We start from the raw sequence: 17,073 nt of genomic DNA, 5'->3' as shown, positions 1-17,073 counted from the left end.
CCTTACCGCTGGAGCTACGACGCCGACGCCGAGCACGCCCGCTACCTCGAACGCCACCCCACGCCCGACCCCAGCCCCGACAGCCTCGCCCAAGCCGCCTGACGGGGCCACGGACCGTAGCCAAACACCGCAAACGAACTAATGAGGCGCTGCACTAGACCTCGCCCCAGGTGGGCCTGCACGTCCCCGGTCGTCATCCCACGGGCCACCAGCGAGATCACCATTTCGTCCACCCCGCGCAGCCGGCGGACCCGTTTGGGGACCGTCACCGGCGCGAACGAGGCCGCCCGGTCCCGCGGCACCTCGATGGCGACCGGGCCGATCTCGGTCAGGACCGTCTTGGTCCGGGTCCCGTTGCGGGAGTTCCCGCCATCGCGGCCGGCCGGGTCGTGCTTGTCGTAGCCCAGGTGGGCGCTCCTCTCGGCTTCCAGGCAGGCTTCGAGTACCAGCTTCGTCAGCTGGGCCAGCAGGCCGCCTTCGCCGGCCAGGCTGATCCCGTCCGCGTGGGCGCGTTCGGCCGGCAGACGTACCAGCTGTGCGTCGCCGGGGTCCCACTCCGCCGGGCGGCCTGCGGGCTGGCCTGGCAGGGGGGCTTCGTGGGCCGGCGGAACCTCCACCATCGTGTCACTTAAGGCGCATCCTCACTCTCGGGGAGTTACGCCGTTATTTCTACAGGCCCGTGCCCACGCTATGGTCTTGTTCGGCGGCGGTCGGGGGCTGCTGGGTGGTAGCGGTGTACGGGGCGCCCGGTTGATCCGTAGGCAAGATCGAGTGCGACTAGGCCACGCCGTTGTAAGTCAGCGAGGTAGCGCTGGGCTGTTGGGCGGCTCATACCGAGCTGTTGGGCAATTTGGGTGGCGCTGACCGGCTGAGCTGCTGCGCTGACAGCATCGAGGATTTTCGCCATCGTCGGTGGTAGTTGGCTGGGTGGAGAGGAGTTGAGTGCGGTCGGAGCGCGCAGGAGGTTGTAAAGGGCGTCGACGGTTTCCTGGTCAGCCTGGTCGGAGCTCTCGAGCTGCTCGCGCCACCGGCGGTAGGCCCGAAGTTGATCACGTAATTGTCCGACTCCGAACGGTTTAACGAGGTAGTATACGGCGCCGAGGTGCATTGCCGTCCGTACGGCGTGGAGGTCACGGGCTGCGGTGACGACGATACAGTCGGGAACCCTGCCGGCTGTGGCTTTCAGAGTGCGCAACAGGGACAGGCCATCCTCGTCGGGTAGGTGGATGTCGAGGAGGAGTAGCTCGGGCTGGAAGTCGCGAATCGCGGTGCGTGCCTCGGCCGCGCTGTGTGCTTCTCCGACGCAGTGAAAGCCTGGGACCTGTTCGACGATGGCCGCGTGAATGCTGGCGACCCGGTAGTCGTCGTCGATGACGAGGATGGGAATCACCGTGAGTTCTCCCGTGTGCTGAGGCCTGGCGTTGAGGTGGTTGAATCGGGGATGGGTAATCGGACTTCAAACCGGGCGCCTGGCCCTGGGGATACGGTGACGGAGCCGCCGGTACGGTGTACGAGCCGATGTATCAGGGCGAGCCCGAGGCCACGGCGTATCTCCCCGCGGGGGGTTTTGGTGGAGTAGCCGTCCTGGAAGATTTCCTCGATCGTGTCGGGTACGACGCCGGGTCCGGTATCGGTGACCCTGATGAACACCTCGCCGTCATCGTCGCTGATATGTACGCCGACTTGCCGGGGGCCGGGTTCACCCGCGACCGCGTCGACCGCGTTATTGATCAGATTTCCAATGATCGTTATTAGTACTTGAGGATCCATGGCGGGCTGGTCTAGGTGCGATGTGTCATCGATGATCACCTGTACGTCCTGCTCGGCCGCGATCGTCACCTTGGCCGTGAGCAGCGCGGCTATCGATGGCGGCGCGATTCGGGCTCGCAGTTCCTCGCCTTGGCCAAGGGTGGTTTGGGAGATCTCGGCCAGATAGCTCGCTGCCTCCTCCGGTTTGGAGAGTTCAAGCAGGCCTGCGATGACGTGTAGCCGGTTTGCGAACTCGTGTTCCTGGGCGCGGAGCGCCGCGGTGAGGCCGGTGACCGCGTGCAACTCACGGATCAGCGCCTCGAACTCGGTGCGGTCGCGTAGCGTGACCACGTACCCGACGTCACGCCCGGACAGTAGGACTGGCATTCGGTTGACTACAAGTAGGTATTCATCGGTGAGGGCGACCTGGTCGGCGCCCGAGATGTCGCCGGCGAGCATGTCGTGCAGCCGGCCGGGCGGCACCAACTCATCGAGGTGCTGCCCGGTTGCCGTGGATGTGATCCGCAGCAGCCGCCGAGCTTCGTTGTTGATCAGATTGACGCAACCGTTGGCATCGAAACCGAGCACACCCTCGCGGATGCCGTGCAGCATTGCCTCGCGCTCCTGCAGCAGCGATGCGATTTCCGACAGCTCCAGACCGAAGGTGATTCGCTTGATTGTCCGGGCAAGCGCCCACGAGGCAACCGTGCTGAGTGCGAGGATGAGGGCCGAATACAGGAGAATCAATAGAGCTTCGTGCCGCAGCCGGCTCGTCACGTTGCGTTCCAGGATGCCGACTGAGACCTCACCTATGGCGGCGCCGTCCGAGTCGAAGATAGGAGCCTTACCGTTGGCCGAGCGGCCCAGACTGCCGTGATCGATGCCGACGTGAGTATGCCCGTCCAGGGCGACCACGGGTTCTTCGAGCCGCTGCCCGATCAGTGCCGGGTTCGGGTGGGATAGACGGACACCTGCCCGGTCGGCGACCACAACATAGTCTGCGCCGGTGCTCCGCCCGATCTGGTTGGCCAGACCTTGGATGACGCGTTGGGGATCGGGGCGTAACACCGCTGCTCTGACGTCGGGGATCTGTGCCACCGTCGCGGCGATGTCGACGGCGCGCGTCTCGTACTGCCGATCGAGTGACCGGCGGGTGAGCTCGACGTAGAGCGCGCCGCCTAACGCGATCGTGACAACGAGGATGCCCAGCACGCCAATGAGGATCTGCGATGCCAGGGTGCGTGAGCGCCACATCGAGGTTCCTCCACTCTGTCGATCATGGAACGTGTTACGCCGGTTCCGGAAGAGGCGGCGCGGCATCCCACATGGTAAGTGGCAGCCGAGCAGAACGTACTGAACTCACCAGAAGGCGCTGCCGCTGAGCTTTGCGAGCAGAACGACGAGTAACGCGGGATAGCCACACAACTTTCTGAATTATTTCGCTCTCGTTTCCAGACTCCTACTGTCCTCCCACACAGCCGGTACGCCACCCACTGATCCGCGCCGGCGATGCCGTTTTCATAGTCAGGAAGGACCAGCGACAGTGCGACTACCACAGCACAGCGATTCCGGGACGCTGGCGATCGATCTACGAGCGGTCACGAAAAGGTTCACGACCCCGTCCGGGGCAACGTACACGGCGCTGAAAGACCTGAATCTAGGGGTGGTGGCCGGGGAGTTCTGCGCGATCGTCGGACCGACGGGCTGTGGGAAGTCGACCACGCTGACCTTGGTGTCCGGACTGGAACGACCGTCGCTGGGAACGGTCAAAGTCCACGGTGCGGACGTATCGGGTATCACCCCGGGAGTTGCGTTCATGTTCCAGACCGATGCGGTCCTGCCGTGGAAGACGGTGCTCGACAACGTCGCACTAGGACCGCGCTTTCGCGGCACCTCAAAGTCCGCGGCCAATACGAAGGCCCGCGACTGGCTGCGCCGGGTCGGGCTGGCTGGTTTCGAGGACCGGTTCCCCCACCAGCTCTCCGGCGGCATGCGCAAGCGGGTGGCCCTGGCCCAGAGTCTGATCAACGAGCCGCGGATCCTATTGATGGACGAGCCGTTTAGCGCGCTGGACGTTCAAACCCGCTCGATCATGTCCAATGAGTTACTGCAGTTGTGGGACCTCACTCGTCCCGCCGTCGTCTTCGTCACCCATGATCTCGAGGAAGCAATCGCTCTGGCTGACAAGGTCGTCGTTCTCACCGCGGGTCCCGGCGGCACCGTCAAGGCCAGTTTCGAGATCGATTTGCCGCGGCCTCGTGTGGTGCAGGAAATTCGCTTCGAACAACATTTCGTCGATCTCTACCATCAGATATGGGAAGCCCTACGCTCGGAAGTTGATATCGCCTATGCGCAGACCACCGCTGCGACTACGAAGAGGGCGCCGTGATGACCGTCACCGCGAATCTGACGACAGCGGGCGAGAAACATGAGGTCTCCGTGAATGAGCGGGTCTACCGCTCCAAAGTACGCCGACGTAAGCTCATCGTTCACCTCACCCAGCTCGCGTTTCTGGTCGTGGTGATCGGCGGCTGGGAGCTGTATGTAGGATCCGATTCACGAAAGATCATCCTATATGGAGTGCCGTCCGGGATTGTCAGCCGTCTACACACCTGGGTCGCCGACGGAACCGCGATCGGCTCTCTCGGAGACCAGATCAAGACCACTTTGGAGGAAGCGCTGATCGGCTTCGCCATCGGCACTGCGCTTGGCATCGTCGCCGGGATCGCGCTCGGACGGATCCGTTTCCTCGCCGACGTATTCAGCCCCTACATCAAGGTCCTGAATTCGATCCCGCGCATTGTCCTCGGGTCGGTGTTCGTGCTGGCCTTCGGCCTAGGCATCGAATCGAAGGTTCTGCTGGTCATCGTGCTGGTGTTCTTCGGTGTGTTCTTCAACGCCTTCCAAGGCGTCCGCGAAGTCGATCGCAACCTCATCGCCAACGCCACCATCCTCGGCGGCTCCCCCTGGCAGGTCACCCGGCAGGTCATACTCCCGTCGGCGTTCACCTGGATCATCGCCAGCCTGCACGTCAGCTTCGGCTTCGCCCTCATCGGCGCGATCGTCGGAGAGTTCCTCGGCGGCTCGCACGGCCTCGGCGTACTTATCAAGAACGCGCAAGGCACCTTCGACGCCAACGGTGTCTGGGCCGCGATGGTCATCATGGGCATGGTCGCTCTGCTCGCGGAATGGTTCATCACCAAGCTCGAAAACCGTCTCCTCCGGTGGCGGCCACCGCAACTCGCCGGACCGGACCTGTAACAACCGGAGAACTCACCGCGCTCGGCTCATACCGACCAGGCTTTCCTATCCACAACAAAAGGGGAACCGCATGTCCAGAACAAGATTACTAGCCGCGGCCGGGATCGCCGCAGCCCTGGTCGCAACCGGATGCAGCTCGAACGCCAGCCATACCAGCAGCGGAACAACAAATGTCGGTACCGACTCAGGCACCAAGGTAAGTATCATGGTTGGTGGTCTCAACAAGCAGATCTACCTTCCCTTCATGCTTGCCCAGCAGTTGGGTTACTACAAGGACCAAGGCCTCAACATCGCGCTCTCTGACGAGCCGGCCGGTGTAGATGCCACAACAAACATGCTCGCAGGCAAGGTCGATGGCGTCGGCGGCTTCTATGACCACACCATCGACCTGCAGGGCCTCGGCCAGTCAGTGGAGTCCGTGGTCTCCATGCTGGTCACCCCTGGCGAGGTCGAGCTGTGCCGCAACGACCTCGAGAACCAGATCAAGTCCCCAGCCGACTGGAAGGGCCGTAACCTCGGCATCACCGACCTGGGCTCGTCCACCGACTTCCTGACCCAGTACCTGGCGCAGAAGAACGGCGTAGACCCCACAACCATCAACCGAATCGGTGTCCAAGCCGGCGCCACCTTGATCGGCGCGATGACGCACAAGAACGTTGACTGCGCCATGACCACCGAACCCACCGTGTCGCAACTGCTCGCCAACAAGCAAGCCTACATTTTGCTCGATATGCGTTCTGACGCTGGGGCCACCCAGGCGCTCGGCGGCGAGTACCCGGCGACGTCGCTGTACATGACCACCTCCTATATCAAAAATAACCCACAAACGGTACAGAAGCTGGTCAACGCCTACGTCAAAACCCTGAAATGGATCCAGGAGCACACTGCCGCCCAGATCGCTGACATGATGCCCGCCGACTACTACGCCGGTGTCGGCAAGGACACCTACGTCGCCGCCCTCAACAACGAGAAAGGCATCTACAACCCGACCGGCATCATGCCACCCAACGGACCGCCTACAAACCTGAAAGTGCTCTCGGCATTCAACAAGAACATCATCGGCAAGAAAATCGACCTGAGCAAAACCTACACAGACCAGTTTGTGGAGAACGCCACATAACGCCGCCATCCATCGCCGAGCAGTCGACTGTGCCCGCCCATCCCCTTACCTGGAATGGGCGGGCACTGCGTGCATCGCCCGACCCTGTGGGGTGCCAGAACTGTGCCACCAGCGTTGAGCTGGGCTTTTGCGCGACGCGTTCGTACTCATTGACCAGACCACCGATAACAGGTCACCGTTCGACCCTGTTGGGCTCCACCTAATGCAACAGAGCCGTTTCAGGCGATCGCGGTGATATCCCCGTCGTCGAAGTAGATCGCCTGGTGTAGCCGGCCACCGAGAGCGGCAGCGAACCGGGCGACCACATCCTGCCCAGAAATTTTGCCCTGTTCAATCTGCGAGACCCTGCCTTTGGTGACACCCATCCGATCGGCCACCTGCTGCTGGGTGAGGCCCCGTGCGCGGCGCACCTCGCCGAGGCGATGACCTACCGCGACCGCGAGGAGTTCCTGCTTACCGGCCTCGACCGCCTCCTCACCGCCGGCTCGAGCGACTTGCTCGGCCCGGACGTCCGCCCACCGCACATAACCACTCATCGTCGGTCGTCCTCCTCCTGGCCGCGTTCCTTCAGGTACGTCTCGTGCCGGTGCTCCGCCAGCGGGATCGCCTCCTCGTACCATGCGTTCCACCGGCAGGACTTGTCCCCGGCGACGAGCAGGATGCTCGAACGCCAGGGGTCGAAGCAGAACAAAATCCTCACCGTGCCGGGACGGAATTCCTTCAGGTTGGGCAGCGACGAGACCGTGATCGTGTCCACGAGCGGTCGACCAAGCCCCGGGCCGGCCTCCGCGAGCAGATCGATCGCTTGGACGACGCGCGCGTGCGTCGGCGCGTCCAGACCGTCGATCCACGCGCGGACCTCGTGAACGAGGAAGACGTCCCATTGCTGTCCGCCCACACCGCAAGTATAGTTTCTGGTAAACCAACGGGTATCCGAAACCCGTCCGGGGTTGTGACCTAGGACTTTTCACGGGTGCGGGATCCCGCTCCATGCCTCAACCCGGTCAGCGACAGCGTCACGACCGACACGGACGCGCAGGCGGTGCTGCGGTGCGACGGTGCTCGAAAGTGGAGCGGTGTGGCCGTCGAAGTTGAACTTCCGCGGCTCCTATTCGATCATCTGGCCGACGTGACCCCTTCCCTGGTATGTACCCTTTGCGAGTGCCGACAGGCCGACGGTTTCGTAATACCTTTGTCGGAAGGATGTTCACCGGTCGGCACGCAAGCATGGCATCGCCGACGCGGACAGCATTCATGCCGCCCAACGATTCCTGGCCGCCTATCCCCTCGGGGACGACAAGGAGGAGCCGCGCAGGGAGCTACGGCCCGAGTCCCGACCGGGCGGGCAACCTGTTGGAGGTCGTCGTCCTGCTCCTGGACGACACAGATCTGATCATCCACGCGATGCGGATGCGGTCGAAGTACTCCGATCTCCTGCCGTGATCAGTGAGAGGTGTGTCATGACGGACAGCAGTGAGAGGCCTCCGACGTCGAACGGTGTGCCGATGACCGACGAACTGGTGGATCGGCTGGCGGCGGAGGCCGATGCCGGTTATGACGTTGCGGAACTGCGTCGACGCGGGGGCCGCCGTCCGTTGGGGTCGGCTCCTGCAGATGTGGTACCGGTGCGGCTGGACCCGGAGCTGCGGGCGGCGCTCGCCACGCGGGCGGCTGCCGATCACACGAACGCCAGCGACGTCATCCGCCAGGCACTCCGGGCATGGCTCGACGTCGCGTAGGCGCCGACGTCCCACAGGGGTGCGGGGAACGGCCCCGACGATCGGAGTCGCACTGGTGAAATTCATCGAATAACTGTTAGTAACGCATATGATCGTCTGCTATCCGGAGAAACGACGGGTACTGTGGGCTCATTGCGGGTGCGGACGTTGCGAACCTCACCGACAGCACCCGACACCCTCGGACATCCACAATTGCCCCGGCCTGCACATTCCGGCATTCTCCAATATGGCGCGGAATGTTCCGGCACGTATTCCAACGTTCTTTTAATCTCTGGGTTCAGGGTTCGAGTCCCTGGCGACCCTGCTGGTCCTGCGCGAACCCCTCGTCACCGCCGGCCCGGTCGACGGGTTGGGTGGCGCCTCCCCGCTGGCCGCGCTGAGCGGCCGGCGGGCTGCGGCCCGCGACGCCCGCCGCGCCGGGGAGGCCACCCGCCGCGCCGCGCATACCCGCCTGGCCCGCCGCCTCGCCGAGGCGACCGACCTTCTGGCCCCGGCGGGGATCGTGCTCACGCCGCTGGACGCCGGCACGGCGACCAGCGTGCTGGCCGCCGCCTGCAACCCCGCCGGTCTGGTCCCCCCGTCAGCGCTCGCCGCACCCGACGAGGTCATCACCGCCGACTTCGACGACCCCGACATGCGCTACCCCGGCGACGAGTCCGGTTTCGACGACGACGACTTCCCGTGGGACGGCCCGAGGTTCGACGAGATGGATGGACCCGCAGCCGGGCCATCGGGCCCCGCCGCCCGGGGCGGTGCCGGCTGCGACAGCCCGGTGGACGCCGAGCCCCCCGACGGCTGGGTCCCGCCGGCCCCCCGCACCCGCCCGGCGGGCGACTCCCGGCGGGCGAGACGACCCGACGCCGGCGGACGGAGTGGGGGACACCGATGAGGAGACGGATCCGACGCGGGGCATCCGCCTCAGCCCACGGCCCGTCCACCCGGCTGGCGGACGCCGCCGCAGCGGCGTTCGTGCCGGACGCGCTGACGATCGCCCCCCGCCACCTCGACGTTGGCGGGGACTTCCTCGCCACGATGGCGATCGCCGGCTACCCCCGCGAGGTCCACGCCGGCTGGCTCGCGCCGCTGCTCACATATCCGGGGCGGGTCGACGTCGCCGTGCATGTCGAGCCGATCGATCCGGTGACCGCGGCGAACCGGCTGCGCCGCCAGCTCTCCAAGCTGGAATCCGGCCGGCAGCTCGGCGATGAGAAGGGCCGGCTGGTCGACCCGCGGGTCGAGGCCGCGACCGAGGACGCCTACGACCTTTCCGCCCGCGTCGCCCGCGGCGAGGGCAAGCTGTTCCGCCTCGGTCTTTACCTGACCGTGCACGCGGCCAGCGCCGACGAGTTGGCCGACGAGGTCGCCGCGGTTCGGGCATTGGCGGCCAGCCTGCTGCTCGACGCCAAACCCACCAGCTACCGGTCCCTCCAAGGCTGGGTCAGCACCCTGCCGCTGGGCCTGGACCAGGTGCGGATGCGCCGCACCTTCGACACTGCCGCCCTGTCCGCCGCGTTCCCGTTCACCTCACCGGATCTGCCGCCAGCCGACCCGACGTCGCTCGCCCCGACCGGCGTGCTCTACGGGCTCAACGTCGCCTCGCAGGGCCTCGTGCACTGGGACCGGTTCGGCGACATCGACAACCACAACGCCGTCGTCCTGGGCCGCTCCGGCGTCGGGAAGTCCTACCTGGTCAAACTTGAACTTCTGCGCTCGCTCTACCGGGGCATCGAGGTCCACGTCGTCGACCCCGAAGACGAGTACGCCCGCCTCGCCCATGCCGTCGGCGCCAGCTACCTACATCTCGGCGGCGACGGTGTGCGGATCAACCCGTTCGACCTGCCCATCCACACCACCCCCGACGGGCGGTGCACCGCGCCCCGCGACGCGCTGGTCCGCCGCAGCCTGTTCCTCCACACCGTCATCTCGGTGCTGGTCGGGCAGCTGTCGGCGGCCGAACGGGCAGCACTCGATATCGCGATCACCGCGACCTACCGGGCGGCCGGGATCACCGCCGACCCGGGCAGTTGGAGCCGTCCCGCGCCGCTGCTGGTCGACCTCGCCGCAACCCTCGCCGGCTCCGAGGACCTGGCGGCGGTGGCGCTCGGCGCCCGGCTGCACCCGTTCACCGCAGGGGCGTTCTCCGGCCTGTTCGCCGGCCCGAGCACCGGCCGCGGCGACGGCCACCTTGCTATCTACTCCCTGCGCGACCTGCCCGAGGAACTCAAAGCCATCGGGACGCTGCTCGTGCTCGACGCGGTATGGCGGCGGGTATCCAACCCCGCCGACCGCCGGCCCCGGCTCGTCGTGGTGGACGAGGCGTGGCTACTGATGCGCCAACCCGCCGGCGCCGACTTCCTGTTCCGGATGGCGAAGTCGTCCCGCAAATACTGGGCCGGGCTGACCGTCGCCACCCAGGACACCGCCGACGTGCTCGCCACCGATCTGGGCCGGGCGATCGTCACCAACGCCGCTACCCAGATCCTGCTGCGCCAGGCGCCGCAGGCCATCGACGAAATCACCCAGGTGTTCGACCTGTCCCAGGGCGAACGGCAATTCCTCCTGTCCGCGGACAGGGGCCAAGGACTCCTCGCGGCCGGGCCACAAAGAGTCGCCTTCCATGCCCTGGCCTCGCCGGTCGAACACCGACTCATCACGACAAACCCGGCCGAACTGGCCGACGAGCCCCGCGTCGGCGATGACGGCTTTTTCGATCTCGCCGTTCCGGCCGGGCCGGAAGACCGGGCCGATCCCGACGGCCTGATCTACCTCGATGCCCTCTGAGTGGTCCGATCCCACCGTTGCCGTCAGGAGATCATAACTATGAGTGTTCTGCCGGCGGCGATGTCCACGCCGTCGTCGCCGCTCGCGACCTACCTTCAGGACCCCTGGGCCGGTATCCACCAGCTGGCACACCACGCCGAGGTGTGCGCGCTGGCCTGGGGTTCCCTCGCCGGCCCGCTGCTCGCCGTCGCCGTCGCCGGTCTGCTCACGGCCCGCCGGCGGGTGCGGCGCCGCTATGGGCAGCGGCTCGCCGCGGGCGCCCGTCTCGTCACCGTCCTTGCCCCGCCCACCGTCGACCCGGCCGGCGCGACCGCGCTGTGGTCGAACCTGCTCGGCCTGCTGCGCCCCAGCTGGCGGCGGCTAGCCGGCCAGCCCCATCTGGCGTGGGAGTACCTGTTCGACGCCGACGGGGTCCGCATCCAGATCTGGGTCCCCGGCGTCGTCCCCGACGGCTTCGTCGAACGGGCCGTCGAGGCGGCCTGGCCCGGCGCCCACACCCGCACCACACCCGCCCGCGGCCCGCTCCCGGTCCTCGCCCGGCCCGGCCGGCGGCTGCTCGCCGCCGGCGAGCTCCGCCTCGCCCGCCCGGAAGCACTGCCGATCCGGGTCGGCCACGACGCCGACCCGATCCGCGCGCTGCTCGGCGCTCCCGGAGGGCTCACTCGCACCCAGCGGGCGGTCGTGCAGATCCTGGCCCGTCCGGTCACCGGCCGCCGCGTCGCCCGAGCCCGCCGCGCCGCCCGGCGAGTGCGCGCAGGCGGTTCGGCGCATCTGATCGGCGGCCTGCTAGACCTGCTCACTCCCCACGCCGGCCAGCCACCCACCGGCCCCTCCGATTGACCGCGCTCGCCTGACCGAGCCCCGCGCCTACGAAAGACAGGGAGAACCTGCGATGAGACTGATCGATCCCGCCAAGATTCCCGCGGCGACTGAGGACGACATCTATGAGGCGCTGGCCGCGCTCAACGAGGAGATCCGCCGCCGCGTCGAGGCCGACGGCGGTCTCGCCGAGGCGGTCCGCGTGCTGTATCCCACGGCCGTCGGCCTGCTCTGCGCCGTCGAGCACTCGTCGGGCTACCCCACGGCCGAGCCGTCCGGAGTCCTGCTCGCGGACGGCACCACGGTGGACGTCGGGAAACACCACCCCGACGAAGGCGGCCCGTGCGGCGGGGGTGCCGGCGGCGTTTGAGGTGTCGCGGTCGGGGATCGGCGCCCACGTCTGGCTGTTTTTCACCGGTCCGGTCGCGGCGGCGACGGCGCGCCGGTTGGGCGCGGGTCTGTTGCGCGAGGCGATGGCGTTGCGAGGCCGGATGGATCTGGCCAGCTACGACCGGCTTTTCCCGTCCCAGGACGTCCTGCCGGCGTCGGGCAGCATCGGGAATCTCATCGCCCGTTGTCGCGCTTCGGTGTCGTCGTACCGGCCGATCCGCCCCCGGTCATGGTCCGCCACTGAGAACATAGGGCACGTATCGGTCGTGGGACGTGCGCAGGTAGACGACCATGGCGCACGGAATAGGTGGATTGCCTGCCCGAGCCTGCTCCGAGACCGGGGCCGCGTAGATGACCTGCCCGAGACCCAGGACCCCGATGCGGCCGACGTGCCGAATAGCGCCGCGCTCACGAACTCCGGCCTCGGCCCGCAGGACCGGTCGGCCCGGTCCGTTGTAATCACGGTCACAGTACGTGACCCTATCTGGCAGGCTCGAGGGCCAGGGCCAAGCGTGGAAACTGGCACGGTACCAGCCTGCGAACAGCACGACGACAACCAGCAGAAAGACCAGAAGAGCCGCGAGAAGGCCCACCAAACGGCGCGGCGGGCGTGCTCGCGATCGGCCGGATACGTTCCGGGGGGTGATCTGTTCGGACACGAGGGCGACTCCCGAGGACGCAACGAATCGTCCGATAAACGACTCTATCCCGTCCCATCGAGCCGGATCCGTACCACCAGCGGATGCGCCATCGACGGAAGATCGGCAGACGCCTCATCCAACCAGGTTGATCAGGTGAGGCAGCCGGCAAGCGTATCCGAAACCTGAACGCCGCGCCCCATCCCATGCCGAGGGGTGGAGCGACATACCAGGTCGTCCCATCCTCCGAACCGTGGCGCTCGACTCAACAGCCGGCAGCACATCGCGGTCGCCAACAACCCAGGGTCTAGGGTCGGCAGGACCCTACCCCGTCCAGGAGCCCTCGTACCAGAGCTGCCAACCGACCCGGCCGGGGCCTGGGCGAGCGGACCTGCGTAGCCGGTCGCGACGCTCGTGGCGGTCAGGCCGGCCGCCCGAGCGAGGCAGGCCAGCTCAGGCAGGTGAACGTCCGCATCACATAGGTGTGCTCGACATCCCGAAGAGGCGGACCGTCGGCGTCGACCACTGTCGTGTAGAGCCGTTCGGTCCATACCCCTCGCAGCCGAGCCGCTCGACCGCCTGCTCGTAGTACCGAACGAGGCCACGCCGGTCAACGAACTGATCCACAGCCAGACGACGCTGAGACGCATAGCGGGTGTGATCCCGTGCGCGAGTGGTGGTCGCCGTGCTCGAAGCACGGCACAGGTCGACCCTCCGTGTCCAGAACGAGACGTGCGCGCACATATGTAGTGCTTTGGGTGACTCGACAGGGTCTGCCTGTGCTATAGATGACCGGTTGTTTCAGTTCGTCCTACGGCCTGCTTATCGAGCGAGAGTCGTTCTACCCTGCTCACCCGACGTGCCCAGAGCAGGAGCGATGCTTACCGAGGATGAGTTCGAAGAGTTGGTCAGCGTGCGGACGGGAGTTGCGCGGGCTGCCGTGGACAGTGCTGCCCGGTTGGGGGCGGATCTGGGTGGGCAGAGCGATGCGGACCTTCTTGTTCAGGTGCTCCTCGAGGAGCCCCTTAAGCTCGCCTCCTTCGATGAGGCGGATTCGCCCGGCACGTTTCGCGACGAACTCCCTGCTCGCGGGCCCGAACCAGGAGGACGTGACCAGGATTCCCTTGGTGGCGTTCTGGTCGTCCATTGTTCCCCATAGTGCCCGTACCGCCTCGGCTGGAACGACCCGCTTGTAGAGCTTGGCCTGGATGACACAGACGCCGCCGGTGATCGGGTTCGCGTCCGTGACCACGACGTCGACACCGTCGTCGCGTGATCCCTGGGTCGTCTTGGCCCAGCCAGTCATCCCGATTTTCTCGAAGAGCTGGCGAATGAGGTGCTCAAACGTGAACGGGTCCATGGCCAGCAGGTCAGGCCGGCTGTCAAGCTCGGCAGCAGCGTCGAAGTCGTCGATGAACTTGTAGCGAGAAAGGTCGAAGTCGACGATCGGCGTCACGGCCTCCACGTCGTACGGGTGCGGCGACACGATCGCCTTCAGGTGCTTCAGGCAGCCCACGGGCTTGAGGTAGTCAAAGTCCAGGCCCTCGTAGATCTCTCGCGTCACGCTGACGGTGATCAGGCAGGGGTAGGCAGGCTGCCCGGTGCCAGGGTCGCGGGTCCGCACGTGTCCGTTGAGAGCGACCGAGTCGACCAGACTTCGCGGGGTGGTCTCGAAGATCTCCCGCAGGTGACGCAGCGCGGTCTGTGCTACGACGGACGCATAGAGAGCCTTACGGTCCCGATCCGCCCGGGACAGGGTGTCGATCGCCTTGCGCGTCTTGACGTAGCGGAAACCGCGCTCGCCCGGGACGATCTCGTTGGTGGGCAGATCGAACTCGATCCAGATCTCACGCGGCTCGGGCCGGTAGGCAAGCCGCCGGCCCGTCGGGAACCCGGCCGGGTAGCTCGACCGGTCCAGGATCTGCGCGACGAAGTCCTCGACTGCGTCGGTGTCGCCCGCATGATAGGCAGCCTCGAAGAGTTCCACCTGCTGGTTGTGCCGGGCGGCATCGGCACGCACCTTGTCGGCGCGCCGCTGGTGGTCGCCGCGCGCTTGGCGGATCTGTTCCTGCCTGTTGGCCTCCGCGCGCTGAACCGTGTCGACGGCCTCCTGATAATGCCCCTGCGCGTCTTCCAGTTCCTGCTCGTAGCGGGCGCGACCGCCAAGCATCGCGGCCAGTCCACGCGGAGGGCCGGGCGGGGCGAAGTCGTCCCAGTCCGGTATGGGCGTCGGGGGCCCGAAACGCGACAGGTCAAAGGCGGGGATCCGCGCCTCGCGCCGCAGGCTGCCGAACGAGAACGGGGCCAGATTCGCCCCGGTCAGCAGCGCGTCCAGCGTCTGAACCTGGGCGTCGACCTCAGCGGACAGCTTTTCGGCCTCTGCTGCCATCAGATCGTGATTCAGCTGCTCGCGCTGCCGGGCGTCAGTCCGGGCCTGGCGTTCGGCCTTCTGACGTGCCCGCTCCATCGCCTTCTGCGCCCGGTTCGCCGCGGTGTCGATCTGGCGCTCCTCGCGCTCGAGGCGAGCTCGCTGATGCTCTTGGGCGCGGCGGAACTCCGACCAGCCTGAACGTTTACCAGCCACCTACATACAGCACCAGACCAGGCACTTTCTGGCAAGAAGTACTGACCGGCAATGCCACTATCTGTGACGTAGCGTCACTGCGTGCGCCAGATTGCCGCAGGTCCAGTGGAGCGCCGCCGAGTGGGATGCGGGAGGACCCCTTCGAGGGCTGCGTTTGTGGAACCAAGCGGACGCAGCAGCCCGACGTGCAAGCCTGGTGAACAACGATTGGACCCATCAGCAGGCCACGCCCTCAGGCGTGACGCGGCCGGCTCGCGCGATGGCGGGGCCGCAGTACACTCAGGTACTGAACCCTCTGCCCCGAAGGGGACATGTCGTGCCCTATCGCCTGGAGATCGTCAGCGAGGTCCGGGAGTGGCTCCATGACCTACGTCGAACAGACCGAACCACCGCGATCCTCATCGGCCAGGCTGTGACCGCTCTTCTCGACGAAGGCCCCGCTCTGGGACGGCCGCTCGTCGACCGGATCAAGGGCTCACGACTCCACAACCTCAAGGAGCTCAGACCCGCCTCGAGCGGAGCCAGCGAGGTCCGCATCATGTTCGTCTTCGACCCTGAGCGTCGCGCGGTTCTGCTCGTTGCCGGAGACAAGGCCGGACGGTGGTCAGCCTGGTACGAAGAGGCGATCCCACTGGCCGAAGCCCGCTACGCCCTCTACCTCAAGGAGCGTGACGTATGAGCCCCGCCCACGGATACGACAGGGACGGGTTCCTCGCCGAGTTCTTCCCCGACGAACACGACCGCCGTGAGGTCGAGGAGGGGGCGGGGCGGTTCGTGGCGGAGAACCGCGCACATCGGCTCGCGGAGATGCGTCGGCGTCTGGGTCTCACCCAGGCAGACGTCGCCGACCGCATGCACGTCCGGCAGGAACGCGTCTCCGCCATCGAGCGGGCCCATGTCGATGCCAGTGAGCTGCGTACCCTCGCCGCCTACGTCAGAGCACTCGGTGGACACCTGGAGATCATCGCGGACTTCGGCGGGGAACGGCTCGTTATCGGCTGAAGGATGCCAACCCGGCCGCCACCCCCACGAATACGGTCGGCAGATTCACCATGCCTCCGAACCGCCAGGTATTCGGAACACCCGTTCGATTCAGTAGATGATGTTCCGGTCGGCGCGGTCACTAGGTATTGCCCCTGGTCAGGGCACGCGTGGAGACCGGGCGGATGGTGATTTCGGGTCCCTGAACCAAGATTATCCGGTTCTTATTGTGGTGCGTTAGGTCCACCCAGATCGCCTGTGGCACAAGCACTTCTCGCCGTTGGGCCGGGCGTCCGAGACACCGAACCCCACGTTTACCCCATGGTTTCGATACGTGTCCTCATCGGTCGATGTTGCTCGATGGTGCCCGTCAGTGGACCCGGACGGGGTCGCCGACCCCGGTCTTGCGAGTTCCGCCGCTCCTGGGGAGACCGGGGTTCCGCGACGTTCAATGCCAGCGTTACCATGCTGGTTACCTGGAGTCGACCTCGCTCGGAGCGCAGCACCTCCACTGAGCAGGCGGCCAACTGGGTCTTGGCGGTGGTGGACCTCGGCGGCGATGAGGACCTCGGCCGGGGCGGGACCTATCAAGCAGGCCGCGGCAGTGTCCCCGCGCCACGAACACGAGCACGGTGGGATCGCCGTACGTCGTCGATGGTGGGCAGGTGGCTGTGGTGGCCGGTTGGTGATCGCTCGTTCGTGGGATGTAATCGTCGTTCAGGTCGCGGGGTAATAGCGGCGTCTCGGGTCGCTGGGGCTGGTGCCGATCTCCCGGACGAGTCCGCGTTCGACGAGCCGGGCAGCCGGGTGCGAGTGGCGCGGGTCGACAGGCCGATGGCCGCGGCGACTTCGCTGGCCAGGGCGCCGTCTTCGGTAAGGGCGTTGAGGATTGCCTGGTCGGTTTCATCCATGGTCGGCGCGGCGACGCGGGTGGTGAACAAGGTGACGCGGAATCGGATGCCGATCTCCTCGAGAAGTGGGGGTGGGAAGCCGGCGTCGAGGCTCTGTTGT

At 66.3% G+C, this 17,073-nt stretch carries 18 protein-coding genes and 1 pseudogene; 12 read left to right on the top strand and 7 right to left on the bottom strand.

What is annotated here, in order from left to right:
- Nucleotides 1-170: 170 nt before the first annotated feature.
- From NBW77_RS18775 to NBW77_RS18765, 3 genes and pseudogenes are all read right to left on the bottom strand, one after another.
- Nucleotides 171-620 (bottom strand): annotated as a pseudogene (locus tag NBW77_RS18775) (transposase); the annotation flags it as partial.
- 68 nt (nt 621-688) lie between these two features.
- The gene (locus NBW77_RS18770) at nt 689-1,390 is read right to left on the bottom strand and encodes a response regulator (RefSeq protein ID WP_131747685.1); all 702 of its coding nucleotides are present in this window, start codon (nt 1,388-1,390) and stop codon (nt 689-691) included.
- Nucleotides 1,387-3,003, bottom strand: a complete 1,617-nt coding sequence (locus NBW77_RS18765) for an ATP-binding protein (RefSeq protein WP_131747684.1) — start codon at nt 3,001-3,003, stop codon at nt 1,387-1,389. Before NBW77_RS18765 ends, NBW77_RS18770 begins: the two co-directional genes overlap by 4 nt.
- A gap of 289 nt (nt 3,004-3,292) precedes the next feature.
- Here NBW77_RS18765 and NBW77_RS18760 point away from each other — a divergent pair, with 289 nt between their 5' ends.
- The 3 genes from NBW77_RS18760 to NBW77_RS18750 all read left to right on the top strand — a co-directional run bounded on the left by NBW77_RS18760 (nt 3,293) and on the right by NBW77_RS18750 (nt 6,130).
- On the top strand, nt 3,293-4,138 hold the full coding sequence (locus NBW77_RS18760) for an ABC transporter ATP-binding protein (protein ID WP_175324757.1): 846 nt from the start codon (nt 3,293-3,295) through the stop codon (nt 4,136-4,138).
- A 128-nt stretch (nt 4,139-4,266) separates the two neighbouring features.
- Nucleotides 4,267-5,010: an ABC transporter permease gene (locus NBW77_RS18755; protein WP_250280088.1), complete on the top strand. Its 744-nt coding sequence runs from the start codon at nt 4,267-4,269 to the stop codon at nt 5,008-5,010.
- Between the two features lie 70 nt (nt 5,011-5,080).
- Entirely contained in the window at nt 5,081-6,130 is a 1,050-nt protein-coding gene (locus NBW77_RS18750; protein WP_131747682.1) for an ABC transporter substrate-binding protein, read from the top strand.
- Nucleotides 6,131-6,348: 218 nt separating this feature from the next.
- Here the strand turns inward: NBW77_RS18750 and NBW77_RS18745 are convergent, their stop codons facing one another.
- Nucleotides 6,349-6,666, bottom strand: coding sequence for a helix-turn-helix domain-containing protein (locus NBW77_RS18745; RefSeq protein WP_131747681.1), 318 nt, complete (start codon nt 6,664-6,666; stop codon nt 6,349-6,351).
- The gene (locus tag NBW77_RS18740) at nt 6,663-7,028 is read right to left on the bottom strand and encodes a type II toxin-antitoxin system RelE/ParE family toxin (RefSeq protein WP_131747680.1); all 366 of its coding nucleotides are present in this window, start codon (nt 7,026-7,028) and stop codon (nt 6,663-6,665) included. Before NBW77_RS18740 ends, NBW77_RS18745 begins: the two co-directional genes overlap by 4 nt.
- Before the next feature lie 356 nt (nt 7,029-7,384).
- Here NBW77_RS18740 and NBW77_RS18735 point away from each other — a divergent pair, with 356 nt between their 5' ends.
- The 7 genes from NBW77_RS18735 to NBW77_RS22900 all read left to right on the top strand — a co-directional run bounded on the left by NBW77_RS18735 (nt 7,385) and on the right by NBW77_RS22900 (nt 12,686).
- Nucleotides 7,385-7,573, top strand: a complete 189-nt coding sequence (locus tag NBW77_RS18735) for a hypothetical protein (RefSeq protein ID WP_242605984.1) — start codon at nt 7,385-7,387, stop codon at nt 7,571-7,573.
- 62 nt (nt 7,574-7,635) lie between these two features.
- On the top strand, nt 7,636-7,869 hold the full coding sequence (locus NBW77_RS18730; RefSeq protein WP_242605983.1) for a ribbon-helix-helix protein, CopG family: 234 nt from the start codon (nt 7,636-7,638) through the stop codon (nt 7,867-7,869).
- 349 nt (nt 7,870-8,218) lie between these two features.
- Nucleotides 8,219-8,758, top strand: a complete 540-nt coding sequence (locus NBW77_RS18725; RefSeq protein ID WP_242605982.1) for a hypothetical protein — start codon at nt 8,219-8,221, stop codon at nt 8,756-8,758.
- Entirely contained in the window at nt 8,755-10,650 is a 1,896-nt protein-coding gene (locus tag NBW77_RS18720) for a VirB4 family type IV secretion system protein (RefSeq protein ID WP_131747679.1), read from the top strand. The genes NBW77_RS18725 and NBW77_RS18720 overlap by 4 nt, the downstream gene beginning before the upstream one ends.
- Nucleotides 10,651-10,689: 39 nt before the next feature.
- Nucleotides 10,690-11,490 (top strand): DUF8128 domain-containing protein, encoded by an 801-nt coding sequence (locus NBW77_RS18715; protein ID WP_242605981.1) that lies wholly within the window; start codon nt 10,690-10,692, stop codon nt 11,488-11,490.
- 52 nt (nt 11,491-11,542) lie between these two features.
- Nucleotides 11,543-11,839 (top strand): hypothetical protein, encoded by a 297-nt coding sequence (locus NBW77_RS18710; RefSeq protein ID WP_165486222.1) that lies wholly within the window; start codon nt 11,543-11,545, stop codon nt 11,837-11,839.
- On the top strand, nt 11,823-12,686 hold the full coding sequence (locus tag NBW77_RS22900) for a TOTE conflict system archaeo-eukaryotic primase domain-containing protein (RefSeq protein ID WP_502799501.1): 864 nt from the start codon (nt 11,823-11,825) through the stop codon (nt 12,684-12,686). The genes NBW77_RS18710 and NBW77_RS22900 overlap by 17 nt, the downstream gene beginning before the upstream one ends.
- Nucleotides 12,687-13,347: 661 nt before the next feature.
- On the opposite strand, the gene NBW77_RS18705 is transcribed toward NBW77_RS22900, so the two are convergent.
- The gene (locus NBW77_RS18705) at nt 13,348-15,081 is read right to left on the bottom strand and encodes a restriction endonuclease (protein WP_131747678.1); all 1,734 of its coding nucleotides are present in this window, start codon (nt 15,079-15,081) and stop codon (nt 13,348-13,350) included.
- Nucleotides 15,082-15,397: 316 nt separating this feature from the next.
- Between NBW77_RS18705 and NBW77_RS18700 the strand changes: the two genes are divergently transcribed.
- Nucleotides 15,398-15,760: a type II toxin-antitoxin system RelE/ParE family toxin gene (locus NBW77_RS18700; protein ID WP_175324756.1), complete on the top strand. Its 363-nt coding sequence runs from the start codon at nt 15,398-15,400 to the stop codon at nt 15,758-15,760.
- On the top strand, nt 15,757-16,083 hold the full coding sequence (locus NBW77_RS18695) for a helix-turn-helix domain-containing protein (RefSeq protein WP_131747677.1): 327 nt from the start codon (nt 15,757-15,759) through the stop codon (nt 16,081-16,083). Before NBW77_RS18700 ends, NBW77_RS18695 begins: the two co-directional genes overlap by 4 nt.
- A 566-nt stretch (nt 16,084-16,649) precedes the next feature.
- Here the strand turns inward: NBW77_RS18695 and NBW77_RS18690 are convergent.
- A partial coding sequence (locus NBW77_RS18690; protein ID WP_250280087.1) for an Lrp/AsnC family transcriptional regulator occupies nt 16,650-17,073 on the bottom strand: 424 nt, incomplete at its 5' end.

It is taken from the genome of Frankia sp. Cppng1_Ct_nod (assembly GCF_920656135.1).
GTDB classification, from domain to species: Bacteria; Actinomycetota; Actinomycetes; order Frankiales; family Frankiaceae; genus Protofrankia; species Protofrankia meridionalis.
The sequence above is the reverse complement of the archived record's forward strand: the minus strand, read 5'-3'. Positions and strand labels throughout refer to the sequence as shown.